The following is an 18,041-nucleotide window of genomic DNA, read 5'->3' as shown; positions in this document are numbered from 1 at the left end:
CGGATGTGCTCCGGCCCACGGCACCCCTGACGTGTACGTGGACCGACGCGACACCTTCCCCCAGAGATCCCCCGACATGCGGTGGCACACGTCACATAGCGGGACTTCTCACATGGTGAGCGGGGGGTGTACAGCTGTTGATCACTGGGTGTACAGGCTGTTGATGGCGTCCCCGTACTTCTCCTTGATGACCCTGCGGCGCAGCTTCAGGGATGGCGTCAGCTCCCCCGTGTCGGGGCCCCACTCCTCCCCCAGGAGCCGGTAGCGCTTGACCTGCTCGGTGCGGTTGAGGCGTGCGTTGGCGGCGTCGACGGCCCGCGCGACTTCCTCCTGTACGGCCTCGCTCGCCATCAGGTCTCCCGTGATCCCCCGGGCTGCGGCCCATACGGGGGCCATCTCGGCGTCCAGGACGAGCAGCGCCACCAGGTAGGAGCGGCCGTCGCCGTGGACCAGGGCCTGGCCGATGAGGGGGTGCTCCTTGAGGGTGTTCTCGACGAGCGCGGGCGAGACGTTCTTGCCCGTCGACGTCACGATCAGTTCCTTCTTGCGGTCGGTGAGCCAGAGGAAGCCGTCCTCGTCGATGCGCCCGACGTCACCGGTGGCGAACCAGCCGTCCGCGTCGCAGGCCGACTCGACGCCGCCGTCCGGCAGGAGATAGCCGTCGAAGACGGTCGCGCCGCGCACCAGGATCTCGCCGTCGTCGGTGGTGCGGATCTCCAGGCCGTCCAGGGGCTTGCCCACCGAGCCGAGCCGGAAGTCGGCCGGGGTGTTGATCGTGACGACACCCGTCGTCTCCGTGAGCCCCCACGCGTCCATGATCACGATGTCGAAGCCCGCCCAGAAGCGCACGACGTCCAGGGGCATCGAAGCCGCCGCGCTCGCGGTCCACACCAGGCGGTCGAATCCGGCCAGGGAGAGCAGCGGGCCGAGGATCTTCTCCTTGGCCTCGCGGTACGCCGTCTCCACGTCGGCCGGCGGGCTCTCGCCGCGCTCGACGTACTCCACGCGCGCGCGTGTCGTCTCGTTCGCCGCCTCGATCGACGCCCGCTGCTCCTCCGGCAGCCCGGCGAGCACGGCCTTCACGGACGCGGCCAGCTTCTCCCACACGCGCGGGACCCCGAAGAACTGTGCGGGACGCAGCTCGCGCGCGGTCGCGGCGACGGCGGTCGGATCGGCACACAGGTGTACGTGTGAGGCGCGGAACACGGGCAGGTAGATGCCCAGCATGCGCTCGGCGACGTGCGCGAAGGGGAGATAGCTGATGTGCTCCACGAAGTCGGGGAGCTCGACGACGGCGTCCAGGGCGACGCCGTTGAGGACGACGTTGCGGTGCGTGATGCGCACGCCCTTCGGGTCGCCGGTGGTGCCCGAGGTGTAGACGACGGTGAGCGGATCGTCGGCCCGTGACTCGCGCCAGCCCTTCTCGAAGGCATCAGGGTCGAACAGCCGGCCGCCGGTGGCGTGCAGGGAGCCGTACGTACGGTGGGCGCCCGCATCCGCCGCCTCGACGACCACCAGGCGCTCGATCGGCGCGTCGGGGTCCGTCAGGAGCGGCTCCCAGCGTTCCAGCTCGCGGGCGCCCTCGACGATCGCGAACCGGGCGCGGCTGTGCCGGGCGATGTGCGCGATCTGCTCGGGGGCCGACGTGCCGTACACGGTGACGGGAATGGCGCCGATGTGCACCAGGGCGAGGTCGCTCAGCCAGTGTTCGGGGCGGTTGCCCATCATCATCAGGACGTGCTCACCGCGCCGTACGCCGAGCGCCGTGTACCCGGCGGCGAGGACGGCGACCTTGCGGCGAGCTTCGCGCCAGGTCAGTGTCGACCATTCCCCTTCGGGGGTGGCGCGCCAGGAGAGTGCGGGGCGGTCGCCGTGGTCCTCGGCGTTGCGGAGCAGCAGGGCGGGGAGGGTGATGTCGGCGGGTTCCCCGGGGAGTCGCAGGATCGTGGTCATGACCGCCTCCTGGCGTCATCGACGAAGCAAGTGACTGGCCCGGACGCTTTCACAACAGTGGTGAGACAGCAATACTGTTGCACCTGATCGGTGCACAACTGACGGTGGGCTGCCGGGGGTGCTGCACTACTGGTGCTCAACTACCGGTACACAACTGCCGGTGCACGACTGTCGGTGCACAACTGGGGAGGCGAAGCGCTGCCATGACGATGACGACGACGTCGGACACGGACGAGCCGACGCTCACGGTCGACGAACTGGCCGCGCGCGCGGGCGTCACCGTCCGCACGATCCGCTTCTACAGCACCAAGGGCCTGCTGCCGCCACCGGTGATCGGCCCGCGCCGGGTCGGCCACTACGGCCAGGAGCATCTGTCCCGGCTCGGGCTCATCGAGGAGTTGCAGCACCAGGGCATGACGCTGGCCGCGATCGAGCGGTACCTGGAACAGCTGCCGCCCGACCTGAGCGCCCACGACCTCGCCATCCACCGCGCGGTGGTGGCCTCCTGGGCCCCCGACTCGGCCGAGGACACCGACCACGCGGAGCTCGAACGCAGGGCGGGCCGTTCGCTGACCCCCGCCGACCTGGACCGGCTCTCGGCGATGGGCGTCGTCGCGCCGACGGAGCCCCAGGGGTCGTACCGCGTCGACCCGGGGCTGCTGCGCCTGGGCGTGGAACTGCTCGACGTACCCATCGCGCACGAGACGATCCTGGCGGCGCGCACGGTCCTGATGGAGCACACCCGCTCGGCCGCCGTCGAGCTCTCGCGGCTCTTCCGCGACGAGGTGTGGGGGCCCTACCGGGACCGGGAATCGGATCCGGAACACGTGGCGGCGATGCGCTCCCTGTCGGCCCATATGCAGCCGATGGTGGTGCAGGCCCTGGTGACGGCGTTCCAGCGCTCCCTCAAGGAGGAGCTGCGGGAGTGGCTCGACGAAGGCTGAGCCACTCCCGCCCTCCTGCTGTCAGGCGTCGCTGAACTTCTCGCCCTTGTCCGCCTTCTCGACGAGCAGCGCGGGCGGCGTGAACCGCTCCCCGTAGCGGTCGGCCAGCTCACGCGCGCGTGCCACGAATCCGGGCAGGCCGCCCTCGTAGCCGTTGATGTACTGGAGCACACCGCCCGTCCAGCCGGGGAAGCCGATGCCGAAGATGGAGCCGATGTTGGCGTCGGCTACGGACGTCAGGACGCCCTCCTCCACCAGGCGCACGGTGTCGAGCGACTCGGAGAAGAGCATCCGCTCCTGCATGTCCTCGAACGGGATCTGTGTGCCCGGCTTGGTGAAGTGCTCGCGCAGGCCCGGCCAGAGCCCGGCGCGCTTGCCGTCCACGTAGTCGTAGAAGCCCGCTCCCCCGCTCCTGCCGGGACGCTCGAACTCGTCGACCATGCGGTCGATGACGGAGTCCGAGGGGTGCCCGGCCCAGGTGCCGCCGGCCTCCTCGACGGCGCGCTTGGTCTCGTTGCGAATCTTGCGCGGCAGGGTGAGGGTCAGCTCGTCCATCAGGGAGAGGACCTTCGCCGGGTAGCCCGCCTGGGCCGCCGCCTGCTCGATCGACGCGGGCTCGATGCCCTCGCCGACCATCGCGACGCCTTCGTTGATGAAGTGCCCGATCACGCGCGAGGTGAAGAAGCCGCGCGAGTCGTTGACGACGATCGGCGTCTTGTTGATCTGGCGTACGAGGTCGAAGGCGCGCGCGAGCGCCTCGTCCCCGGTCCGCTCGCCCTTGATGATCTCGACGAGCGGCATCTTGTCGACCGGCGAGAAGAAGTGCAGGCCGATGAAGTCGACGGGCCGCGTGACGCCCTCGGCGAGCTGGGTGATCGGCAGCGTCGAGGTGTTGGAGCAGAGCAGCGCGTCCGGCTCGATGACGTCCTGGATCTCCTGGAAGACCTTGTGCTTGAGCGCGGTGTCCTCGAAGACCGCCTCGATCACGGCGTCGCAGCCCGCGAGGTCCTGCGGGTCGGCGGTCGGCGTGATGCGGGCGAGCAGCGCGTCGGCCTTCTCCTGGGTCGTACGACCGCGCTGCACCGCCTTGGCGCACAGCTTCTCGGAGTAGGCCTTGCCCTTGGCGGCGGCCTCGGCGGAGACGTCCTTCAGGACGACCTCGATGCCCGCGCGAGCACACGAGTAGGCGATGCCCGCGCCCATCATCCCGGCGCCGAGCACGGCGGCCTTGCGGACCTGGCGCGGCTCGATGCCCTTGGGGCGGTTGGCGCCGGAGTTGACGGCCTGGAGATCGAAGAAGAACGCCTGGATCATGTTCTTGGCGGTCTGCCCGGTGACCAGCTCGGTGAAGTACCGCGCCTCGATGGTCAGTGCCGTCTCGAAGTCGACCTGCGAGCCCTCGACGGCGGCGGCGAGGATGTTGCGCGGGGCCGGGTAGGGGGCGCCGTTGATCTGCTTCTTGAGGTTGGCCGGGAAGGCGGGCAGGTTCGCCGCGAACTTCGGGTTGGCCGGGGTACCGCCGGGGATGCGGTAGCCGGGCTTGTCCCAGGGCTGAGCCGACTCGGGGTTGGCGTCGATGAAGGCGCGAGCCTTCTCGGTCATCTCCTCGCGAGTGGCGGCCACTTCATGGATCAGGCCGTTCTCCAGGGCGCGCTTCGGGTTGTACTGGGTGCCCTGGAGCAGCACCTTGAGCAGCGCGTCCGCGATGCCCATCAGGCGCACGGTGCGGGTCACGCCGCCGCCCGCCGGGAGCAGGCCGAGAGTGACCTCGGGCAGGCCGATCTTGGAGCCGGGCGCGTCCAGCGCGACGCGGTGGTGGCTGGCCAGGGCGATCTCGTAACCGCCGCCCAGGGCCGCGCCGTTGATCGCGGCGACGACCGGCTTGCCCAGGGTCTCGATGCGGCGCAGGGAGCTCTTGATGGCGACGCCCGCCTCGAACGCGTCGCGCGCGTTCTCGGGCCCCGCCTTCATCATGTCCTTCAGGTCACCGCCCGCGAAGAAGGTCTTCTTGGCGGAGGTGTAGATGATGCCGCGGATGGAGTCCTTCTCGGCCTCCGCGCGCTCGGCGATCGCCGCGATGGAGTCCTTGAACCCCTGGTTCATGGTGTTGGCGGACTGGTTGGGGTCGTCGAGGACGAGGGTGAGGATGCCGGTGGCGTCCATGTCCCAGCGGATCGTGGTGCTTTCGGTCATGGTCTTCGTCTCCGTGAAGTCTGTGATGAGCGGCTACTGGGGAGGGCGGTGCTGTCTCGTTGCCGGCGTGAGGCCGGTGGGGGCTGGTCGCGCAGTTCCCCGCGTCCCTGAGATGCGCACTGCGTGCGCCATCTCAGGGACGCGTACCGGGGAAGGCTGCGGCGGAGCCGCATGCCTTCAGGGGCGCGGGGAACTGCGCGAGCAACCACGACGCACCTGCGGTCGGCGACGGACAACAGCCCCCGCGGCGCTCAGCCGGGGATCCGCTCCACGATCGTGGCGATACCCATCCCGCCGCCCACGCACAGGGTGGCCAAGCCGTACCGCAGGTCCCTCCGCTCCAGCTCGTCCACCAGCGTGCCCAGGATCATCGCCCCGGTCGCGCCCAAGGGATGGCCCAACGCAATCGCGCCGCCGTTGACGTTGACCTTGTCCAGGGACAGGCCCATGTCCTTGACGAAGCGCAGCACGACCGCCGCGAAGGCCTCGTTGATCTCGACGAGGTCGATGTCGTCGATGGTCAGACCCGCCTTGGCGAGCGCCTTGCGCGCGGCCGGGGCGGGACCGGTGAGCATGATGGTCGGCTCGGAGCCGGAGACGGCCGCGGAGACGATCCGGGCGCGCGGCGCCAGGCCGTACCGCTCGCCGACCTCCTTCGTGCCGATGGCCACCAGCGCGGCGCCGTCCACGATGCCGGAGGAGTTGCCCGCGTGGTGGACGTGGTCGATCTTCTCGACCCAGTGGTACTTCTGCAGCGCGACGGCGTCGAAGCCGCCGAGGTCGCCGATGTCCTTGAAGGACGGCTTCAGCTTGGCGAGCGAGTCGGCGGTGGTGCCGGGGCGCATGTACTCGTCGTGGTCCAGGACGACCAGTCCGCTGCGGTCCTTCACCGGCACGACGGACTTCTCGAAGCGGTTGTCCTTCCAGGCGGCCGCGGCGCGCTCCTGGGACAGGGCGGCGTACTCGTCGACGTCACGCCGCGAGTAGCCCTCCACCGTGGCGATCAGGTCTGCGCCGATGCCCTGCGGCACGAAGCCTGTCTCGTAGTTGGTCATCGGGTCGGCGAACCAGGCGCCGCCGTCCGAGGCCATCGGCACGCGTGACATCGACTCGACGCCACCCGCGAGGACGAGGTCCTCCCATCCCGAACGCACCTTCATCGCGGCCATGTTGACGGCTTCCAGACCCGAGGCGCAGAAGCGGTTCTCCTGCACGCCCGCGACGGTGTCGGGAAGACCGGCGGCGATGGCCGCGATGCGCGCGATGTCGGAGCCCTGGTCGCCGACGGGGCCCACGACGCCGAGGACGATGTCGTCGACGGCCGCCGGGTCCAGGTCGGGGAACCGCGCTCGGATCTCGTGGATCAGGCCGACGACGAGGTCGATCGGCTTGGTGCCGTGCAGGGCGCCATTGGCCTTGCCGCGTCCGCGCGGGGTGCGGATCGCGTCGTATACGTACGCTTCGGTGGTCAAGACAGCAGCCTTTCGCATAAGAACTTTGCAGATTTCGAAGATGAGGGTCGGTCGGACTCAGGCGAGCAGGGAGCGGCCGATGATCTCCTTCATGATCTCGGTCGTACCTCCGTAGATCGTCTGGATGCGGCCGTCGGTGAAGGCCTTGGCGACGCGGTACTCGGTCATGTAGCCGTATCCGCCGTGCAGTTGCAGGCAGCGGTCGGCAACGCGTTTTTGCAGCTCGGTGGCCCACCACTTGGCCATCGAGGCGTGCACGGCGTCGAGTTCGCCGTTCGAGTGATCGACGATGCACCGGTCGAGGAACGTACGGGTGACCGCGCACTCGGTGGCCATCTCGGCGATCTCGAAGCGGATGTGCTGGAGCTTGGAGAGCGGCCGCCCGAAGGCCTCGCGCTCCTTGACGTACGTCGTGGTGATCTCCAGGAGGTTCTCGGCGGCGGCGATCCCCGCGACGGCGATCCCCATGCGCTCCTGCGCGAGGTTCGTCATCAGGTGGATGAAGGCGCCGTCGAGCTCACCGAGGAGGTTCTCCTTGGGGACGCGTACGTCGTTGAAGAACAACTCGGCGGTGTCCTGGGACTTCTGGCCGATCTTGTCGAGGTTGCGGCCCCGCTCGAAGCCGTCCATGCCGCGCTCGACGACCAGGAGGGACAGGCCCTTCGCGCCGCCCTCCGGCGAGGTCTTGGCGACGACGACCACGAGGTCGGCGAGGATGCCGTTCGAGATGAACGTCTTGGAGCCGTTGAGCAGCCAGTGGTCGCCCTGGTCCGTGGCCGTGGTGCGGATGCCCTGGAGGTCGGAGCCCGCGCCCGGCTCGGTCATCGCGATGGCGGTGATGATCTCGCCGGAGCAGAAGCCCGGCAGCCAGCGCCGCTTCTGGTCCTCGGTGGCCAGGGAGGTCAGGTACGGGCCGATGATGTCGTTGTGCAGGCCGAGCGCGAGCCCGGCCGCGCCCGCGCGGGTGAACTCCTCGGCGAGGACGGCGCTGTAGCGGAAGTCCGCGTTGCCGCCGCCCCCGTACTCCTCGGGCACGGCGAGCCCGAGCAGCCCCTGCTTGCCCGCCGCACGCCAGGCGTCACGGCTGACGATGCCGTCCTTCTCCCACTCCTCGTAGTGGGGCAGTACCTCCTTGGCCAGGAAGGTGCGGACGGTCTCGCGGAACGCCTCGTGTTCGGCGGAGAAGATCTGTCGCTTCACGTTCGGCCTCCTACAGCCCTAGAGCCAGCCCTTGACGGTTTCGATCGACTTGGCCGGCTCGGGGCCGACGGGGATGACGTTCAGCATGGTGACGCCCGCCTCACGGAAGGCATCGACGCGCTCGCGGACGTAGCTCTCGGGTCCGCACAGCGACATGAGTTCGCAGAACTCGTCCGGGACGGCGGCCTCGGCTTCCTTCTTCTTGCCGGAGAGGTACAGCTCCTGGATGCGCGCCGCTTCCTTCTCGTAGCCGTACGCGACCGCGAGGTCGTTGTAGAAGTTCTTCCCCGGGGCGCCCATGCCGCCTACGTAGAGGGCGATCTGGGGTCGGGCCAGATCCCGTACGGCCGCCGCGTAGTCACCGATGGCGAGCAGTCCGCCCGCGACCGTTTGCAACGGTCCGAGCGCCGGATCGCGCTTCTCCTTGCCCTCGGCGAGCGGAGCGCCCCACACCTGGTGGGCCTTTTCCGGGATGAAGAGGGTGGGCAGCCAGCCGTCGGCGATCTCGGCGGTCATCCGGACGTTGGCGGGGCCCAGGGAGGCGACGTACAGCGGCACTTCGGAGCGGACCGGTTTGGTGAGGATCTTGAGCGGCTTGCCCAGCTTGCCGCCCTTCTCCGGCGGCAGCGGCATGTCCGTGATGCCTTGGTGGTCGATGACCTCGCGGCGCAGGATGCGGCGGGTCAGCTCGATGGCCTCGCGGGTACGGGCGAGCGGCTTGTCGTACGGCTTTCCGTGCCAGCCCTCGACGACCTGCGGGCCCGAGGCGCCGAGCCCCATGATCGCCCGGCCGCCGGAGATCGCGTCGAGTCCGGCCGCGGTCTGGGCGATGAGGGCCGGGGTGCGCGAGTAGACGTTCAGGATCGCGGCGCCGATCTTCATACGCTCGGTGCGCGCGGCCAGGTAGCCCATGATGGTGGGCGAGTCGAAGCCGTACGCCTCCGCCACCCAGACGGCGTCCAGACCGGCGGACTCCAGGGCCGCGATGTCGTCGGCGGCCTGCCGCGGGTCGCCCGCGTAGGCGAGAGGTGCGGAGATCTCCATCAGCTGTCTTCCTTCGTGGTGGCGTCGCCATGCTGGACGAGCGCCGGTACGTCCCAGTCGCGGGCCACGGCATCGGTGTTCGCGCCCGGCTGGGCGGGGCCGCTGCGGATGTCCGTGGGGGTCGTGGAGAAGCGGGGTGCGGGGGCGGGCTGGGTGATGCCGCTGTGCTCGACGAAGGTGCCGCGGGCGGCGAGGTGGGGGTGCGCGGGGGCCTCGGACAGCGAGAGCACGGGCGCCACACACGCGTCGGAGCCTTCGAAGACGGCGGTCCACTCCTCGCGCGTCCGCTCCTTGAAGCGGGCGGCGACCCCCTCGCGCAGCTCGCCCCAGCGTGCGAGGTCCTTGCGCGCGGGCGCCTGGTCCGCGAGGCCGAGCAGCGCGATGAACTCGTCGTAGAACTGCTGCTCAAGGGCGCCGACGGCCATGTAACCCCCGTCGGCGGTCTCGTAGTTGCCGTAGAACGGGCAGCCGCCGTCCAGGAGGTTGGCGCCGCGCCGGTCCTGCCAGCCGCCGGCCGCGAGCATGCCGTGGATCATCGACGTGAGGTGCGCCGTGCCGTCCACGATCGCGGCGTCCACGACCTGCCCGGCTCCGGTCGCGCGGGCGTGGTGCAGGGCCGCGAGGATGCCGACGACGAGGTAGAGCGAGCCGCCCGCGTAGTCGCCGACGAGGTTCGCGGGGACGGTGGGCGGCTCACCCGGGTTGCCGATCATGCCGAGGGTGCCGGTGATCGCGATGTACGCGATGTCGTGCCCGGCGCGCTGGGCGAGCGGTCCCTCCTGGCCCCAGCCGGTCATCCGGCCGTAGACGAGCTTCGGGTTGCGGGCGTGACAGTCGCCCGGCCCGACGCCGAGGCGCTCGGCGACGCCGGGGCGGTAGCCCTCGATGAGGATGTCGGCGCGCTCGACCAGGTCGAGGACGCGGCCGGCTCCGTCGGCCGCCTTGAGGTCGACGATCACGGAGCGTTTGTTGCGGTTGGTGACGTCGTACTCGGGATTGATCGCCAGGCCACCGCCGCCCGGCCGGTCGACGCGTACGACGTCGGCGCCGAGGTCGGCGAGGAGCATCGCGGCGAACGGGCCGGGACCGATGCCCGCCAGCTCGACGACGCGCACCCCTGCGAGCGGTCCGTGAACGCCCTTGTCCGGAACTGCCATTGAGCCCCCAGCGCTATGGCACAGCTATGACACAACTGATGTAACACCAGTGATGCTAAGAACGTGTTCCACTCCGCACAAGACCCTAGCAAGCAAGCGCTTAGGCAATTTCGGGGATCTGTCGGTCAGCCGGCGCGGGCGTCCAGTTCCGCGACGAGCTTTTTCGTGGCGATCGTGCGGTAGCTCTCCTCGACCCAGTCGCAGAGCAGGTCTGCGCCCGGTGCGCCCTTTCCCTCCAGGGGGACGCTCACCCAGCCCGCCTTGCCCAGGCCGTACCCGGCGGGCTCGGCGCCCGGCGCCGTCAGGGCATGGGCGTGGACCGCCTCGTCCGTGAGCTTGACGGTGATACCGAGGGGGTAACTGCCGTCGTCCGTCCCAAGGAAGACGAACACCTTCTTGTTGACCTTGGCGACGGTCTCGCCCCACGGGAAGTCCTCGGTCGCGCTCGGCATGCCGAGCGCGAACTCGCGCACCCGCTCCCACTTCTTCAGGGCACTCTTCGGGACAGCCATGGGGTACCTCCTGGTAACCGCTCCACACCCTCACGCTAGCCTCGGCCACCGACATCGGCGCGGGGTGCACGGAAGAGAGGTGCCATGACCAGTCAGAACGGCAACGGCAACGGCAAGGAGCGTGCGGCGGGCCGCGCGTACGACATCGTGCTCTTCGGGGCGACCGGTTTCGTCGGCGTGCTCACCGCCGAGTACCTCGCGGCGCATGCCCCCGAAGGGCTGCGCTGGGCGATCGCGGGGCGTGACACCGGGAAGCTGGAGCGGCTGCGGGAGCGGCTCGCCGACGCCCACCCGGCGTGCGCGGAACTCCCCCTCGTCCGAGCGGACGTGGCGGATCCGGCGTCCCTGCGGGACATGGCGGGCCACGCGCGCGTGGTGGCCACGACCGTCGGGCCCTATCTCGAGTACGGCCAGGAACTCGTCGCCGCGTGCGCCGAGGCGGGCACGGACTACGTGGACCTCACCGGTGAGCCGGAGTTCGTCGATCTCATGTACGTGCGGCACGACGCCCGCGCACGCGAGACGGGCGCGCGCCTCGTGCACTCCTGCGGCTTCGACTCGGTCCCGCACGACCTGGGCGCGCACTTCACCGTGCGACAGCTCCCGGCGGGCGTGCCGCTGCGCGTCGACGGCTTCGTGCGCACCAACGCGACGTTCTCCGGGGGTACGTTCGCCTCCGCGCTCGCTCAGATGGGACGCGGCCCGCAGATGCTGTCCGCCGCGCGCGACCGGCGCCGGCACGAACCGCGCCTGGTGGACCGCAAGGCGTACGCGCCGCCGAGCGCGCCCCGGTACGCGGGCGAGGTCGGCGCCTGGGCCCTGCCGCTGCCGACGATCGACCCGCAGGTGGTGCAGCGCTCGGCGCGGGCGCTGGAACGCTACGGGCCCGACTTCCGCTACCGGCACTACGCGGCCGTGAAGACCCTGCCGTTCGCGCTGGGCGGCGCGGCGGCCGTCGGCGGTCTGCTGGCCGCGGCCCAACTGCCGCCCGCGCGGCGGTGGTTGTCGTCACGCCTGAAGCCGGGCGACGGGCCGAGCGAGCAGCGGCGCGCGGAGAGCTGGTTCTCCGTACGGTTCGTCGGCGAGGGCGGCGGCAAGCGGGTGTTCACGGAGGTCTCGGGCGGCGACCCGGGGTACGACGAGACGGCGAAGATGCTGGCCGAGGCGGCACTGTGCCTGGCCACCGACGACGACCTGCCGGACGTGGCCGGGCAGGTGACCACCGCGGTGGCGATGGGCGACGCGCTGACGGCGCGCCTGACGGCGGCCGGGCTCAGCTTCCGGGTGGCGGCGACGCGCTAGAGGAGGGCCTGGGCGGTCGCCTCGCGCAGGGCCCGGCGGCACAGGGCGTCCGCGCGCCGCGTCGACTCCGGGAGGCGGTAGCGCGGCGTCAGCCGGAGCGTGTGGGCGCAGGCGTTGTCCAGGCTCACGCGGTGGCCGACGGAGACGAAGACCGGCTTGACGTCCTCGCGGGTGCGCAGGGCGCGGCCGATCTCCTCGCCGCCGTCCAGGAGCGGGGCCGCGCTGCCCCGGGGCGCGTCCGGAGCCTCGTACGTGAACGTGAAGGGGTTCTTGGCCACGCCGATCGTGGGCAGGCCGGTGAGGACACCGAGATGGCTCGCGAGGCCGAACCTGCGGGGGTGCGCGATGCCGTAGCCGTCGCAGACCACGAGGCCCGGGGCGGCTTCGAGCGCGCCCAGGGCGGCGAGGACGGTGGGGAGCTCGCGGAAGGCGAGCAGGCCCGGCACGTACGGGAAGGCCACCCGGCCCACGGCGGTGGCCTCCTCGACGACGTCGAGCGTCGCGGCGTCCAGGACGACGACCGCGGCGGCGACGATGTCGCGCTCGTCGTCGTAGGCGACGTCGACGCCCGTGACATGTCCCGTGCCCGGCTCGGGGCCCGCTTCGTCGAGTACGACCCGGGCGCGGAGAACGTCCTGGACCGCGCGGGCGGTCGGCTCGTCGGCGGGCCAGTCGGCCGGGATGTGCGCGAGGGCGGCGGCGTGGGTCGTCATGGTGCGGTCAAGACTAGGCCTTCGGCCTTCCCCACCCCGCCCGCCCGGCAGTGCGCTACTTGGCCGCGAACTTCCAGATGAACGGCTCGCCGTCCTCCTCGGACCAGTGGATCTCCAGGTCCTTCGCGTCCTTGGGGACCAGATAGGTCTCACACAGGACGTGGGTCTGGCCCTTCTTCCAGCCCTCGATGGACGAGGGGTCCTCACAGCCCGGGGCGTCGTCGGCGGCGCCGATGACCAGGGTGCCGCGCTGTCCGTCCGCCCACACCGTGGTGCCGTCGTTGGCGTCCGGGGTCTCCGTGAGCGGCGCGCCGGACTTGTGCGTGTACTTCACGTAGGCGATGGCCGGGACCAGGCCCTTGGCCTCCTTGGGGTCCGCCACCATCTTCTTGGTGTCGGCCTCCGTGCCGAGATCGACCTTCTGCGCGGTGATCTCGTAGGTGACGGAGGCGTCGCCCTCCTCCACCTTGCCGGTGGCGCTCTCGCCGGTGCCGAGCTCGCCGCCCGACTCGGGCTTCGGCTTGGCCTTCGGCTCGTTGGCCCCGGCCTTCGGCTTGTCCGCCGAGTCCTTCTTGTCGTCGCCGCCACCGCAGGCGGTCAGCGCGAGGGCGAGCACGGCCACGGGAGCGGCAACGCGCAAAGCGGTCTTCCTGTACAGCAAAGTGAACTCCTGGCAGAAATGGACCGGCGCGCAGCACGAAATCACCCCATGGCGCGGCCGGTTGAGCGGTCAGCATAGGGGGTGATTACGCAAGTGGTCGAGGTGATTTCACACCGTGCTCACGACACGCGTTCACACTTGCTACGGATACGGGACGAAGCGAACACCCCGCCCCGGGGCCGCACATGGCGATGAGCGGCGGTAGCCTCGCGATCATGTTCGTTCTCGAGTTGACCTACACCGCGCCCGTGTCCGCCGTCGACAAGGAGCTGGAGGCCCACGTCGCCTGGCTCGACCAGCTGTACGCGCAGGGCGTCTTCATCGCCTCCGGGCGCAAGAACCCGCGCGACGGCGGCGTGATCCTCGCCGTGGCGGAGGACCGTGCGGCGATCGAGAAGATCGTGGCGAGCGACCCTTTCGTGCTCCAGGAGGTCTGCGAGTACCGCGTCACCGAGTTCATCGCCACGAAGACCGCCCCGGAACTCGCCGCCTACCGGCAGGTACTGCCCTAACCCCGCTCCCAGCGCGCGATCCGGCCCTTCTCGCCGGACGCCCAGCAGGCCCGGTCGCGCGTGCAGTCCACGGTGTCGTACGACCCCGTGTCGACCGTCCGCCAGCTGCGCCCGCCGTCCGTCGTGACGTCCGTGCCGGTCGGCCCGACCGCGAGCGCGCCCCGGCGGCTCCCGGGCAGCCAGGCCACCCCGGAGCGGTAGGCGGGCGGCGGCTCGGCCGCCGTGGCCCAGGTGCGGCCCCCGTCGCCGGTGGTGGCCGCGGCCTGCGGGGACGGCTGGTCGGCGCGGTAGTCACCGCCGACCGCGATGCCGTGCGTACGGTCGCGGAAGGCGAGGCCGAAGACGCCGCGCGCCGGATCGCCGGCCGGGATCGGGGCGTCCGTGGCCGTCCAGGTGCGGCCGCGGTCGGCGGAGTGCAGGACACGCGCGCGTGCCGCTCCCCCGGTGGCCAGCCACACGTCGCGGGAGCCGGAGCTCACCAGGCACTGGCCGCTCGCCGCGAAGCCCGCCTCACCCTCCTGCGCGGCGGGCATGCCGGCGCTGGGCAGGACCTTCCAGGAGCGGCCGCCGTCGGCGGTGGACAGGATGCGGTACCTGCCGTCCACCGGGTCGCTCATCGCCAGGCCGTGGCGCCGGTCGAAGAACGTCATGCAGTCGTAGAAGGCCCTGGGGTCGGTGTTGCGGAAGGATTCCTTCCAGGTCGCTCCGCCGTCCACGGTGCGAAAGACCCGCGAGGCCTCGCCCTCGCCGATGGCGAGGACCACCGCACGGCGGCCGTCGAAGGCCTCGACGTCCCGGAACTCCAGCGCTCCGGCTCCGGGCGGTGAGACGTTCCGCCAGTGCCGACCGCCGTCCGAGGTGCGCAGCACGGTGCCTTGCGCGCCGGCCACCCAGGCGGTGTTCCTGCTGACGGCGGCGAGTCCACGGAAACGCGCGTCGGTGCCGCTGTCCTTGAGGTCCCAGCCGCCGCCCCGCTGCGAGGGACGCTCGGGCGCCGCCTCGGCCGGCCCGGGTGCGGAGAGCGTGGCCACCGCGAGGGCCGCCCCGCACAGTCCCACCGACACCGCACGGCCCACGGACCGCGACCATCTCGTCTTCCCCAAGGACCTCATGGCGGCCGAAGCTACCACCGGAACACAGGATTCCTTCCGGGGTTTCTGTGAAGACAGTGAAGAGCACGCGGTGACCGAGGTCACTCGGTGTTCGCGTGCACGGATTCCGTCATTCCGACGTCTATCCAAGTGCCGACCCGAGTCGTCCAGCTGTAGTTGAGGGAGCAGGCGTTGTCCACCAGCATCGATCAAGCCGTAGAGGCCCGCCTCGTCGCCGCCGCACCGCGGATGTCGACCATTCCCGCCTCCCTGCACTACGACCAGGGCGATCCGTTCGCCGTCCGGATGAGTTTTCCCGCCCCGGCGACCCTGGAGGGCGTCGAGGTCTACTGGACCTTCGCCCGTGAACTGCTCGCGCAGGGCATGGAGCAGGCGGTGGGCGACGGCGACGTCCGCGTGCGGCCCTACGGCTTCGACCGCACGGTCGTCGAGTTCCACGCCCCCGAGGGCACGGCCATCGTCCACATCCGCACCGGCGAGCTGCGCCATTTCTTGCAGCGCACACAGACCCTGGTGCCCACGGGTGACGAGCATCTGCACGTCGACCTGGACCAGGACCTCGCCGATCTGATGCGCGACGCCTGCTGAAACCGGCCCGCTATCCCCCTGACCGTCCCCTCAGCCTCCACCACCGCCACCGCCGCCCGACCTGGCGGCCTCCGCGTACGTCACCGCCGACGCCAGCGCCTTGCGCAGCCCGCGCATCACTTCGGGGAGATCCGGGGCCGGTGCGCCGCTGCGGTCGGTGAGCGCGTCGAGCCGCTCCTTGTACTGCCGGCGTTCCTTGCCCGAGATGACCGCCCGCAGCTTGCCCGTCGCCGCGCACACCACCAGGGCCGCGTCGCCCGGGGGGACCTCGGACACCGGCACGGGACCGCGCAGGACCGCGAGCGCTTCGGCGTGCAGCACCTCGACGTATCCGGCGCGCTCCAGCTCGTACCGCCGCGAGGGGAAGATCCCGAGGATCCGGGTGCGCTCCATCCGTAGATACCCCTCGGACGCCAGCTGTTCGCGCACTGTGTCCAAGCTGTGGCGGGACTTGTGGGTGATCCAGCCGTTCCATTTGCGGGGCCGGGACTCCTCGACGAGTTCGAGGACGCTGTCGAGCGCCGGGTCTCCGGTGCGGGCGTCGAGGACCGGCGTGACGATGCCGCCCACGTCCGAGAGCAGTCCGCGCTGGGCCAGCTCGGCGAGCGCGCACGCCCGTACGGCGTAGTGCAGGTCGGGGGCGCCGGCGATCCTGTTCCGACCGGGGTCCCAGGCCAGCAGGAAGATCCGGGTCGGAAGTGAGAGCGAGCCGAACGGCATGGGGGCCTCCTTCTTCGCGGCCTTCTTCGCGGTCACGATAATTCGTTGACAGTGACCGGGGTGCGACCTACGGTGTATAGCGGTTCTGTTGTCGCCGATAGGAGTAGGACGTTGCTCGTCTGAGGTCTGGAGTCACCGCGTCACACGGCTCAGCCGTGTGCGTAGCGTGCGACCTCGGCGTACGAGCCGTCTCCCCTGACGCAGGGCCCATTTTTCTGCCCTCGTCTCCGTGACGACGCTGCTCCCGTCCTCCTGTCGCGCCCCGCGGTGTCCCGAAACGCGTTGCCCCTGACCGCGCTTCATCTCACGCAACCGCGAGGCCCACATGTCTCCTTCCCCCACCTCCATCACGTGCACGTCGCTCGACTTCACCTGGCCTGACGGCACCGGGGTCTTCAACGGTTTCCAGGCCGCTTTCGGGACCGGCAGGACCGGCCTCATCGGCGTCAACGGCTCCGGGAAATCAACTCTGTTGAAGCTCATCGCCGGTGAACTCGCGCCGAGCGACGGCGCCGTCCGCGTCGCGGGTGACATCGGCTATCTGCCGCAGAACGTCACGCTCGACACCACGCTGCGCGTCGACGAGGTGCTCGGCATCGCGGCAACACGCGCCGCCCTGCACGCCATTGAGGCGGGCGACGTGACCGAGGAGCACTTCGCGGCCGTCGGTGACGCCTGGGACGTGGAGGAGCGCGCCGTCGCGACCCTCGATCAGCTCGGCCTCGGGCACATCGGCCTCGACCGCACCACCGGCGAGGTGTCGGGCGGCGAGTCCGTGCTGCTGCGCCTGGCCGCGCTGCTGCTTCGCCGGCCCGACGTGCTGCTGCTCGACGAGCCCACCAACAACCTGGACCTGTACGCCCGTCGGCGCCTGTACGCGGCCGTCGAGAACTGGACCGGGGTCCTGGTCGTGGTCAGCCACGACCGTGAACTCCTCGATCTGGTCGACCAGATCGCCGATCTGCGGGACGGGGAACTCAACTGGTACGGAGGGAACTTCACCGCGTACGAGGAAGCGCTGGCCGCCGAACAGGAGGCGGCGGAGCGCTTGGTGCGCGTCGCCGAGTCCGATCTGAAGAAGCAGAAGCGCGAACTCGCCGACGCACACGTCAAGTTGGCCCGCCGCAAGCGGTACGGCCAGAAGATGTGGGACACCAAGCGCGAGCCGAAGGTCGTCATGAGCGAGCGCAAGCGCCAGGCCCAGGTGTCCGCGGGCAAGCATCGCATCATGCACGAGGAGAAGCTCACCGAGGCGAAGGAGCGCCTCGACGACGCCGTGGAGGCGGTGCGGGACGACGACGAGATCCGCGTCGACCTGCCGTTCACGGCGGTCCCACCGGGCCGCACGGTGCTCACACTGCGCGAGCTCTCCCTGCGGTACGGAGCGCGCGTGCAGGGCGAGTTCGAGCTCCGCGGCCCCGAGCGGATCGCGCTGGTCGGCCGCAACGGCTCGGGCAAGACCACGCTGCTGCGGACGATCGCCGGAGAGCTGGAGGCCGTGGAGGGAGAGGCGCTCGCCCACGTCCCGCTGCGTTTCCTGCCGCAGCGCCTCGACGTGCTCGACGAGGAGTTGACCGTCGCCGAGAACGTGGCACGCTACGCACCCGACGCCACCAACAACCGGATCCGGGCCCGCCTGGCCCGCTTCCTGTTCAAGGGGGCACGGGCCGATCAGCGGGCGGCGACCCTGTCGGGCGGCGAGCGGTTCCGTGCGGCACTGGCCGCACTGCTGCTCGCGGAGCCCGCGCCGCAGCTCCTGATGCTCGACGAACCGACGAACAACCTCGACATGGCGAGCGTGAAACAGCTTGCCTCGGCCCTGGAGTCGTACGAGGGAGCGCTGATCGTGGCCAGTCACGACGTGCCGTTCCTGGAGTCGATCGGCATCACGCGCTGGCTGCTCCTCGACGGCGAGATGAAGGAAATCACGACAGAAGGTGTCCGGTATTCCGGCTAGC

Annotated in this window: 16 protein-coding genes; 5 read left to right on the top strand and 11 right to left on the bottom strand. The window is 70.5% G+C overall.

Annotated elements, in window-relative coordinates:
• Positions 1-141: 141 nt before the first annotated feature.
• On the bottom strand, positions 142-1,953 hold the full coding sequence (locus tag ACIBCK_RS18305) for an AMP-dependent synthetase/ligase (RefSeq protein ID WP_399391354.1): 1,812 nt from the start codon (positions 1,951-1,953) through the stop codon (positions 142-144).
• A gap of 209 nt (positions 1,954-2,162) precedes the next feature.
• On the opposite strand from ACIBCK_RS18305, the gene ACIBCK_RS18300 reads away from it, so the two are divergent.
• Positions 2,163-2,897 (top strand): MerR family transcriptional regulator, encoded by a 735-nt coding sequence (locus ACIBCK_RS18300; protein WP_399391541.1) that lies wholly within the window; start codon positions 2,163-2,165, stop codon positions 2,895-2,897.
• Between the two features lie 21 nt (positions 2,898-2,918).
• On the opposite strand, the gene ACIBCK_RS18295 is transcribed toward ACIBCK_RS18300, so the two are convergent.
• The 6 genes from ACIBCK_RS18295 to ACIBCK_RS18270 all read right to left on the bottom strand — a co-directional run bounded on the left by ACIBCK_RS18295 (position 2,919) and on the right by ACIBCK_RS18270 (position 10,475).
• A complete protein-coding gene (locus ACIBCK_RS18295) occupies positions 2,919-5,090 on the bottom strand; it encodes a 3-hydroxyacyl-CoA dehydrogenase NAD-binding domain-containing protein (RefSeq protein WP_399391352.1) in 2,172 nt (723 codons plus the stop codon).
• A 251-nt stretch (positions 5,091-5,341) separates the two neighbouring features.
• On the bottom strand, positions 5,342-6,562 hold the full coding sequence (locus ACIBCK_RS18290) for an acetyl-CoA C-acetyltransferase (RefSeq protein WP_399391351.1): 1,221 nt from the start codon (positions 6,560-6,562) through the stop codon (positions 5,342-5,344).
• A gap of 57 nt (positions 6,563-6,619) precedes the next feature.
• Positions 6,620-7,762, bottom strand: coding sequence for an acyl-CoA dehydrogenase family protein (locus tag ACIBCK_RS18285; RefSeq protein WP_399391349.1), 1,143 nt, complete (start codon positions 7,760-7,762; stop codon positions 6,620-6,622).
• An 18-nt stretch (positions 7,763-7,780) separates the two neighbouring features.
• Positions 7,781-8,806, bottom strand: a complete 1,026-nt coding sequence (locus ACIBCK_RS18280) for an LLM class F420-dependent oxidoreductase (protein WP_399391347.1) — start codon at positions 8,804-8,806, stop codon at positions 7,781-7,783.
• Complete coding sequence (locus ACIBCK_RS18275; protein WP_399391345.1) at positions 8,806-9,963, bottom strand: CaiB/BaiF CoA transferase family protein; 1,158 nt, start codon at positions 9,961-9,963, stop codon at positions 8,806-8,808. Before ACIBCK_RS18275 ends, ACIBCK_RS18280 begins: the two co-directional genes overlap by 1 nt.
• Before the next feature lie 125 nt (positions 9,964-10,088).
• On the bottom strand, positions 10,089-10,475 hold the full coding sequence (locus tag ACIBCK_RS18270; RefSeq protein WP_399391344.1) for an MmcQ/YjbR family DNA-binding protein: 387 nt from the start codon (positions 10,473-10,475) through the stop codon (positions 10,089-10,091).
• An 84-nt stretch (positions 10,476-10,559) separates the two neighbouring features.
• Here ACIBCK_RS18270 and ACIBCK_RS18265 point away from each other — a divergent pair, with 84 nt between their 5' ends.
• Positions 10,560-11,777, top strand: a complete 1,218-nt coding sequence (locus ACIBCK_RS18265; RefSeq protein ID WP_399391342.1) for a saccharopine dehydrogenase family protein — start codon at positions 10,560-10,562, stop codon at positions 11,775-11,777.
• Here the strand turns inward: ACIBCK_RS18265 and nfi are convergent.
• The gene (gene nfi, locus ACIBCK_RS18260) at positions 11,774-12,490 is read right to left on the bottom strand and encodes a deoxyribonuclease V (RefSeq protein WP_399391340.1); all 717 of its coding nucleotides are present in this window, start codon (positions 12,488-12,490) and stop codon (positions 11,774-11,776) included. The genes ACIBCK_RS18265 and nfi overlap by 4 nt on opposite strands.
• Before the next feature lie 55 nt (positions 12,491-12,545).
• Positions 12,546-13,151, bottom strand: coding sequence for a hypothetical protein (locus ACIBCK_RS18255; protein WP_399391338.1), 606 nt, complete (start codon positions 13,149-13,151; stop codon positions 12,546-12,548).
• Between the two features lie 215 nt (positions 13,152-13,366).
• On the opposite strand from ACIBCK_RS18255, the gene ACIBCK_RS18250 reads away from it, so the two are divergent.
• The gene (locus tag ACIBCK_RS18250) at positions 13,367-13,663 is read left to right on the top strand and encodes a YciI family protein (RefSeq protein WP_399391336.1); all 297 of its coding nucleotides are present in this window, start codon (positions 13,367-13,369) and stop codon (positions 13,661-13,663) included.
• Here ACIBCK_RS18250 and ACIBCK_RS18245 read toward each other — a convergent pair.
• Positions 13,660-14,775 carry a WD40/YVTN/BNR-like repeat-containing protein gene (locus ACIBCK_RS18245; protein ID WP_399391335.1) on the bottom strand — a complete coding sequence of 372 codons (1,116 nt, stop codon included), beginning with the start codon at positions 14,773-14,775 and terminating at the stop codon, positions 13,660-13,662. The genes ACIBCK_RS18250 and ACIBCK_RS18245 overlap by 4 nt on opposite strands.
• Positions 14,776-14,946: 171 nt before the next feature.
• On the opposite strand from ACIBCK_RS18245, the gene ACIBCK_RS18240 reads away from it, so the two are divergent.
• Positions 14,947-15,363 (top strand): SsgA family sporulation/cell division regulator, encoded by a 417-nt coding sequence (locus ACIBCK_RS18240; protein WP_399391333.1) that lies wholly within the window; start codon positions 14,947-14,949, stop codon positions 15,361-15,363.
• Positions 15,364-15,393: 30 nt separating this feature from the next.
• On the opposite strand, the gene ACIBCK_RS18235 is transcribed toward ACIBCK_RS18240, so the two are convergent.
• The gene (locus ACIBCK_RS18235; RefSeq protein ID WP_399391331.1) at positions 15,394-16,119 is read right to left on the bottom strand and encodes a GPP34 family phosphoprotein; all 726 of its coding nucleotides are present in this window, start codon (positions 16,117-16,119) and stop codon (positions 15,394-15,396) included.
• 289 nt (positions 16,120-16,408) lie between these two features.
• Here ACIBCK_RS18235 and ACIBCK_RS18230 point away from each other — a divergent pair, with 289 nt between their 5' ends.
• Entirely contained in the window at positions 16,409-18,040 is a 1,632-nt protein-coding gene (locus ACIBCK_RS18230; RefSeq protein WP_399391329.1) for an ABC-F family ATP-binding cassette domain-containing protein, read from the top strand.
• Position 18,041: the final 1 nt, after the last annotated feature.

Origin of the sequence: Streptomyces sp. NPDC051218, from assembly GCF_044455475.1 — a bacterium.
Lineage (GTDB): Bacteria > Actinomycetota > Actinomycetes > Streptomycetales > Streptomycetaceae > Streptomyces.
Note: the sequence above shows the minus strand (reverse complement) of the source record. Positions and strands in the feature narration are given on the sequence as shown.

Excerpts from the sequence above, each read along its gene's own strand:
- ACIBCK_RS18305 (WP_399391354.1), bottom strand. The coding sequence starts at position 1,953 with ATGACCACGATCCTGCGACTCCCCGGGGAACCCGCCGACATCACCCTC.
- nfi (WP_399391340.1), bottom strand. The coding sequence starts at position 12,490 with ATGACGACCCACGCCGCCGCCCTCGCGCACATCCCGGCCGACTGGCCC.
- ACIBCK_RS18280 (WP_399391347.1), bottom strand. The coding sequence starts at position 8,806 with ATGGAGATCTCCGCACCTCTCGCCTACGCGGGCGACCCGCGGCAGGCC.
- ACIBCK_RS18300 (WP_399391541.1), top strand. The coding sequence starts at position 2,163 with ATGACGACGACGTCGGACACGGACGAGCCGACGCTCACGGTCGACGAA.
- ACIBCK_RS18250 (WP_399391336.1), top strand. The coding sequence starts at position 13,367 with ATGTTCGTTCTCGAGTTGACCTACACCGCGCCCGTGTCCGCCGTCGAC.
- ACIBCK_RS18265 (WP_399391342.1), top strand. The coding sequence starts at position 10,560 with ATGACCAGTCAGAACGGCAACGGCAACGGCAAGGAGCGTGCGGCGGGC.
- ACIBCK_RS18275 (WP_399391345.1), bottom strand. The coding sequence starts at position 9,963 with ATGGCAGTTCCGGACAAGGGCGTTCACGGACCGCTCGCAGGGGTGCGC.
- ACIBCK_RS18270 (WP_399391344.1), bottom strand. The coding sequence starts at position 10,475 with ATGGCTGTCCCGAAGAGTGCCCTGAAGAAGTGGGAGCGGGTGCGCGAG.
- ACIBCK_RS18295 (WP_399391352.1), bottom strand. The coding sequence starts at position 5,090 with ATGACCGAAAGCACCACGATCCGCTGGGACATGGACGCCACCGGCATC.
- ACIBCK_RS18245 (WP_399391335.1), bottom strand. The coding sequence starts at position 14,775 with ATGAGGTCCTTGGGGAAGACGAGATGGTCGCGGTCCGTGGGCCGTGCG.
- ACIBCK_RS18230 (WP_399391329.1), top strand. The coding sequence starts at position 16,409 with ATGTCTCCTTCCCCCACCTCCATCACGTGCACGTCGCTCGACTTCACC.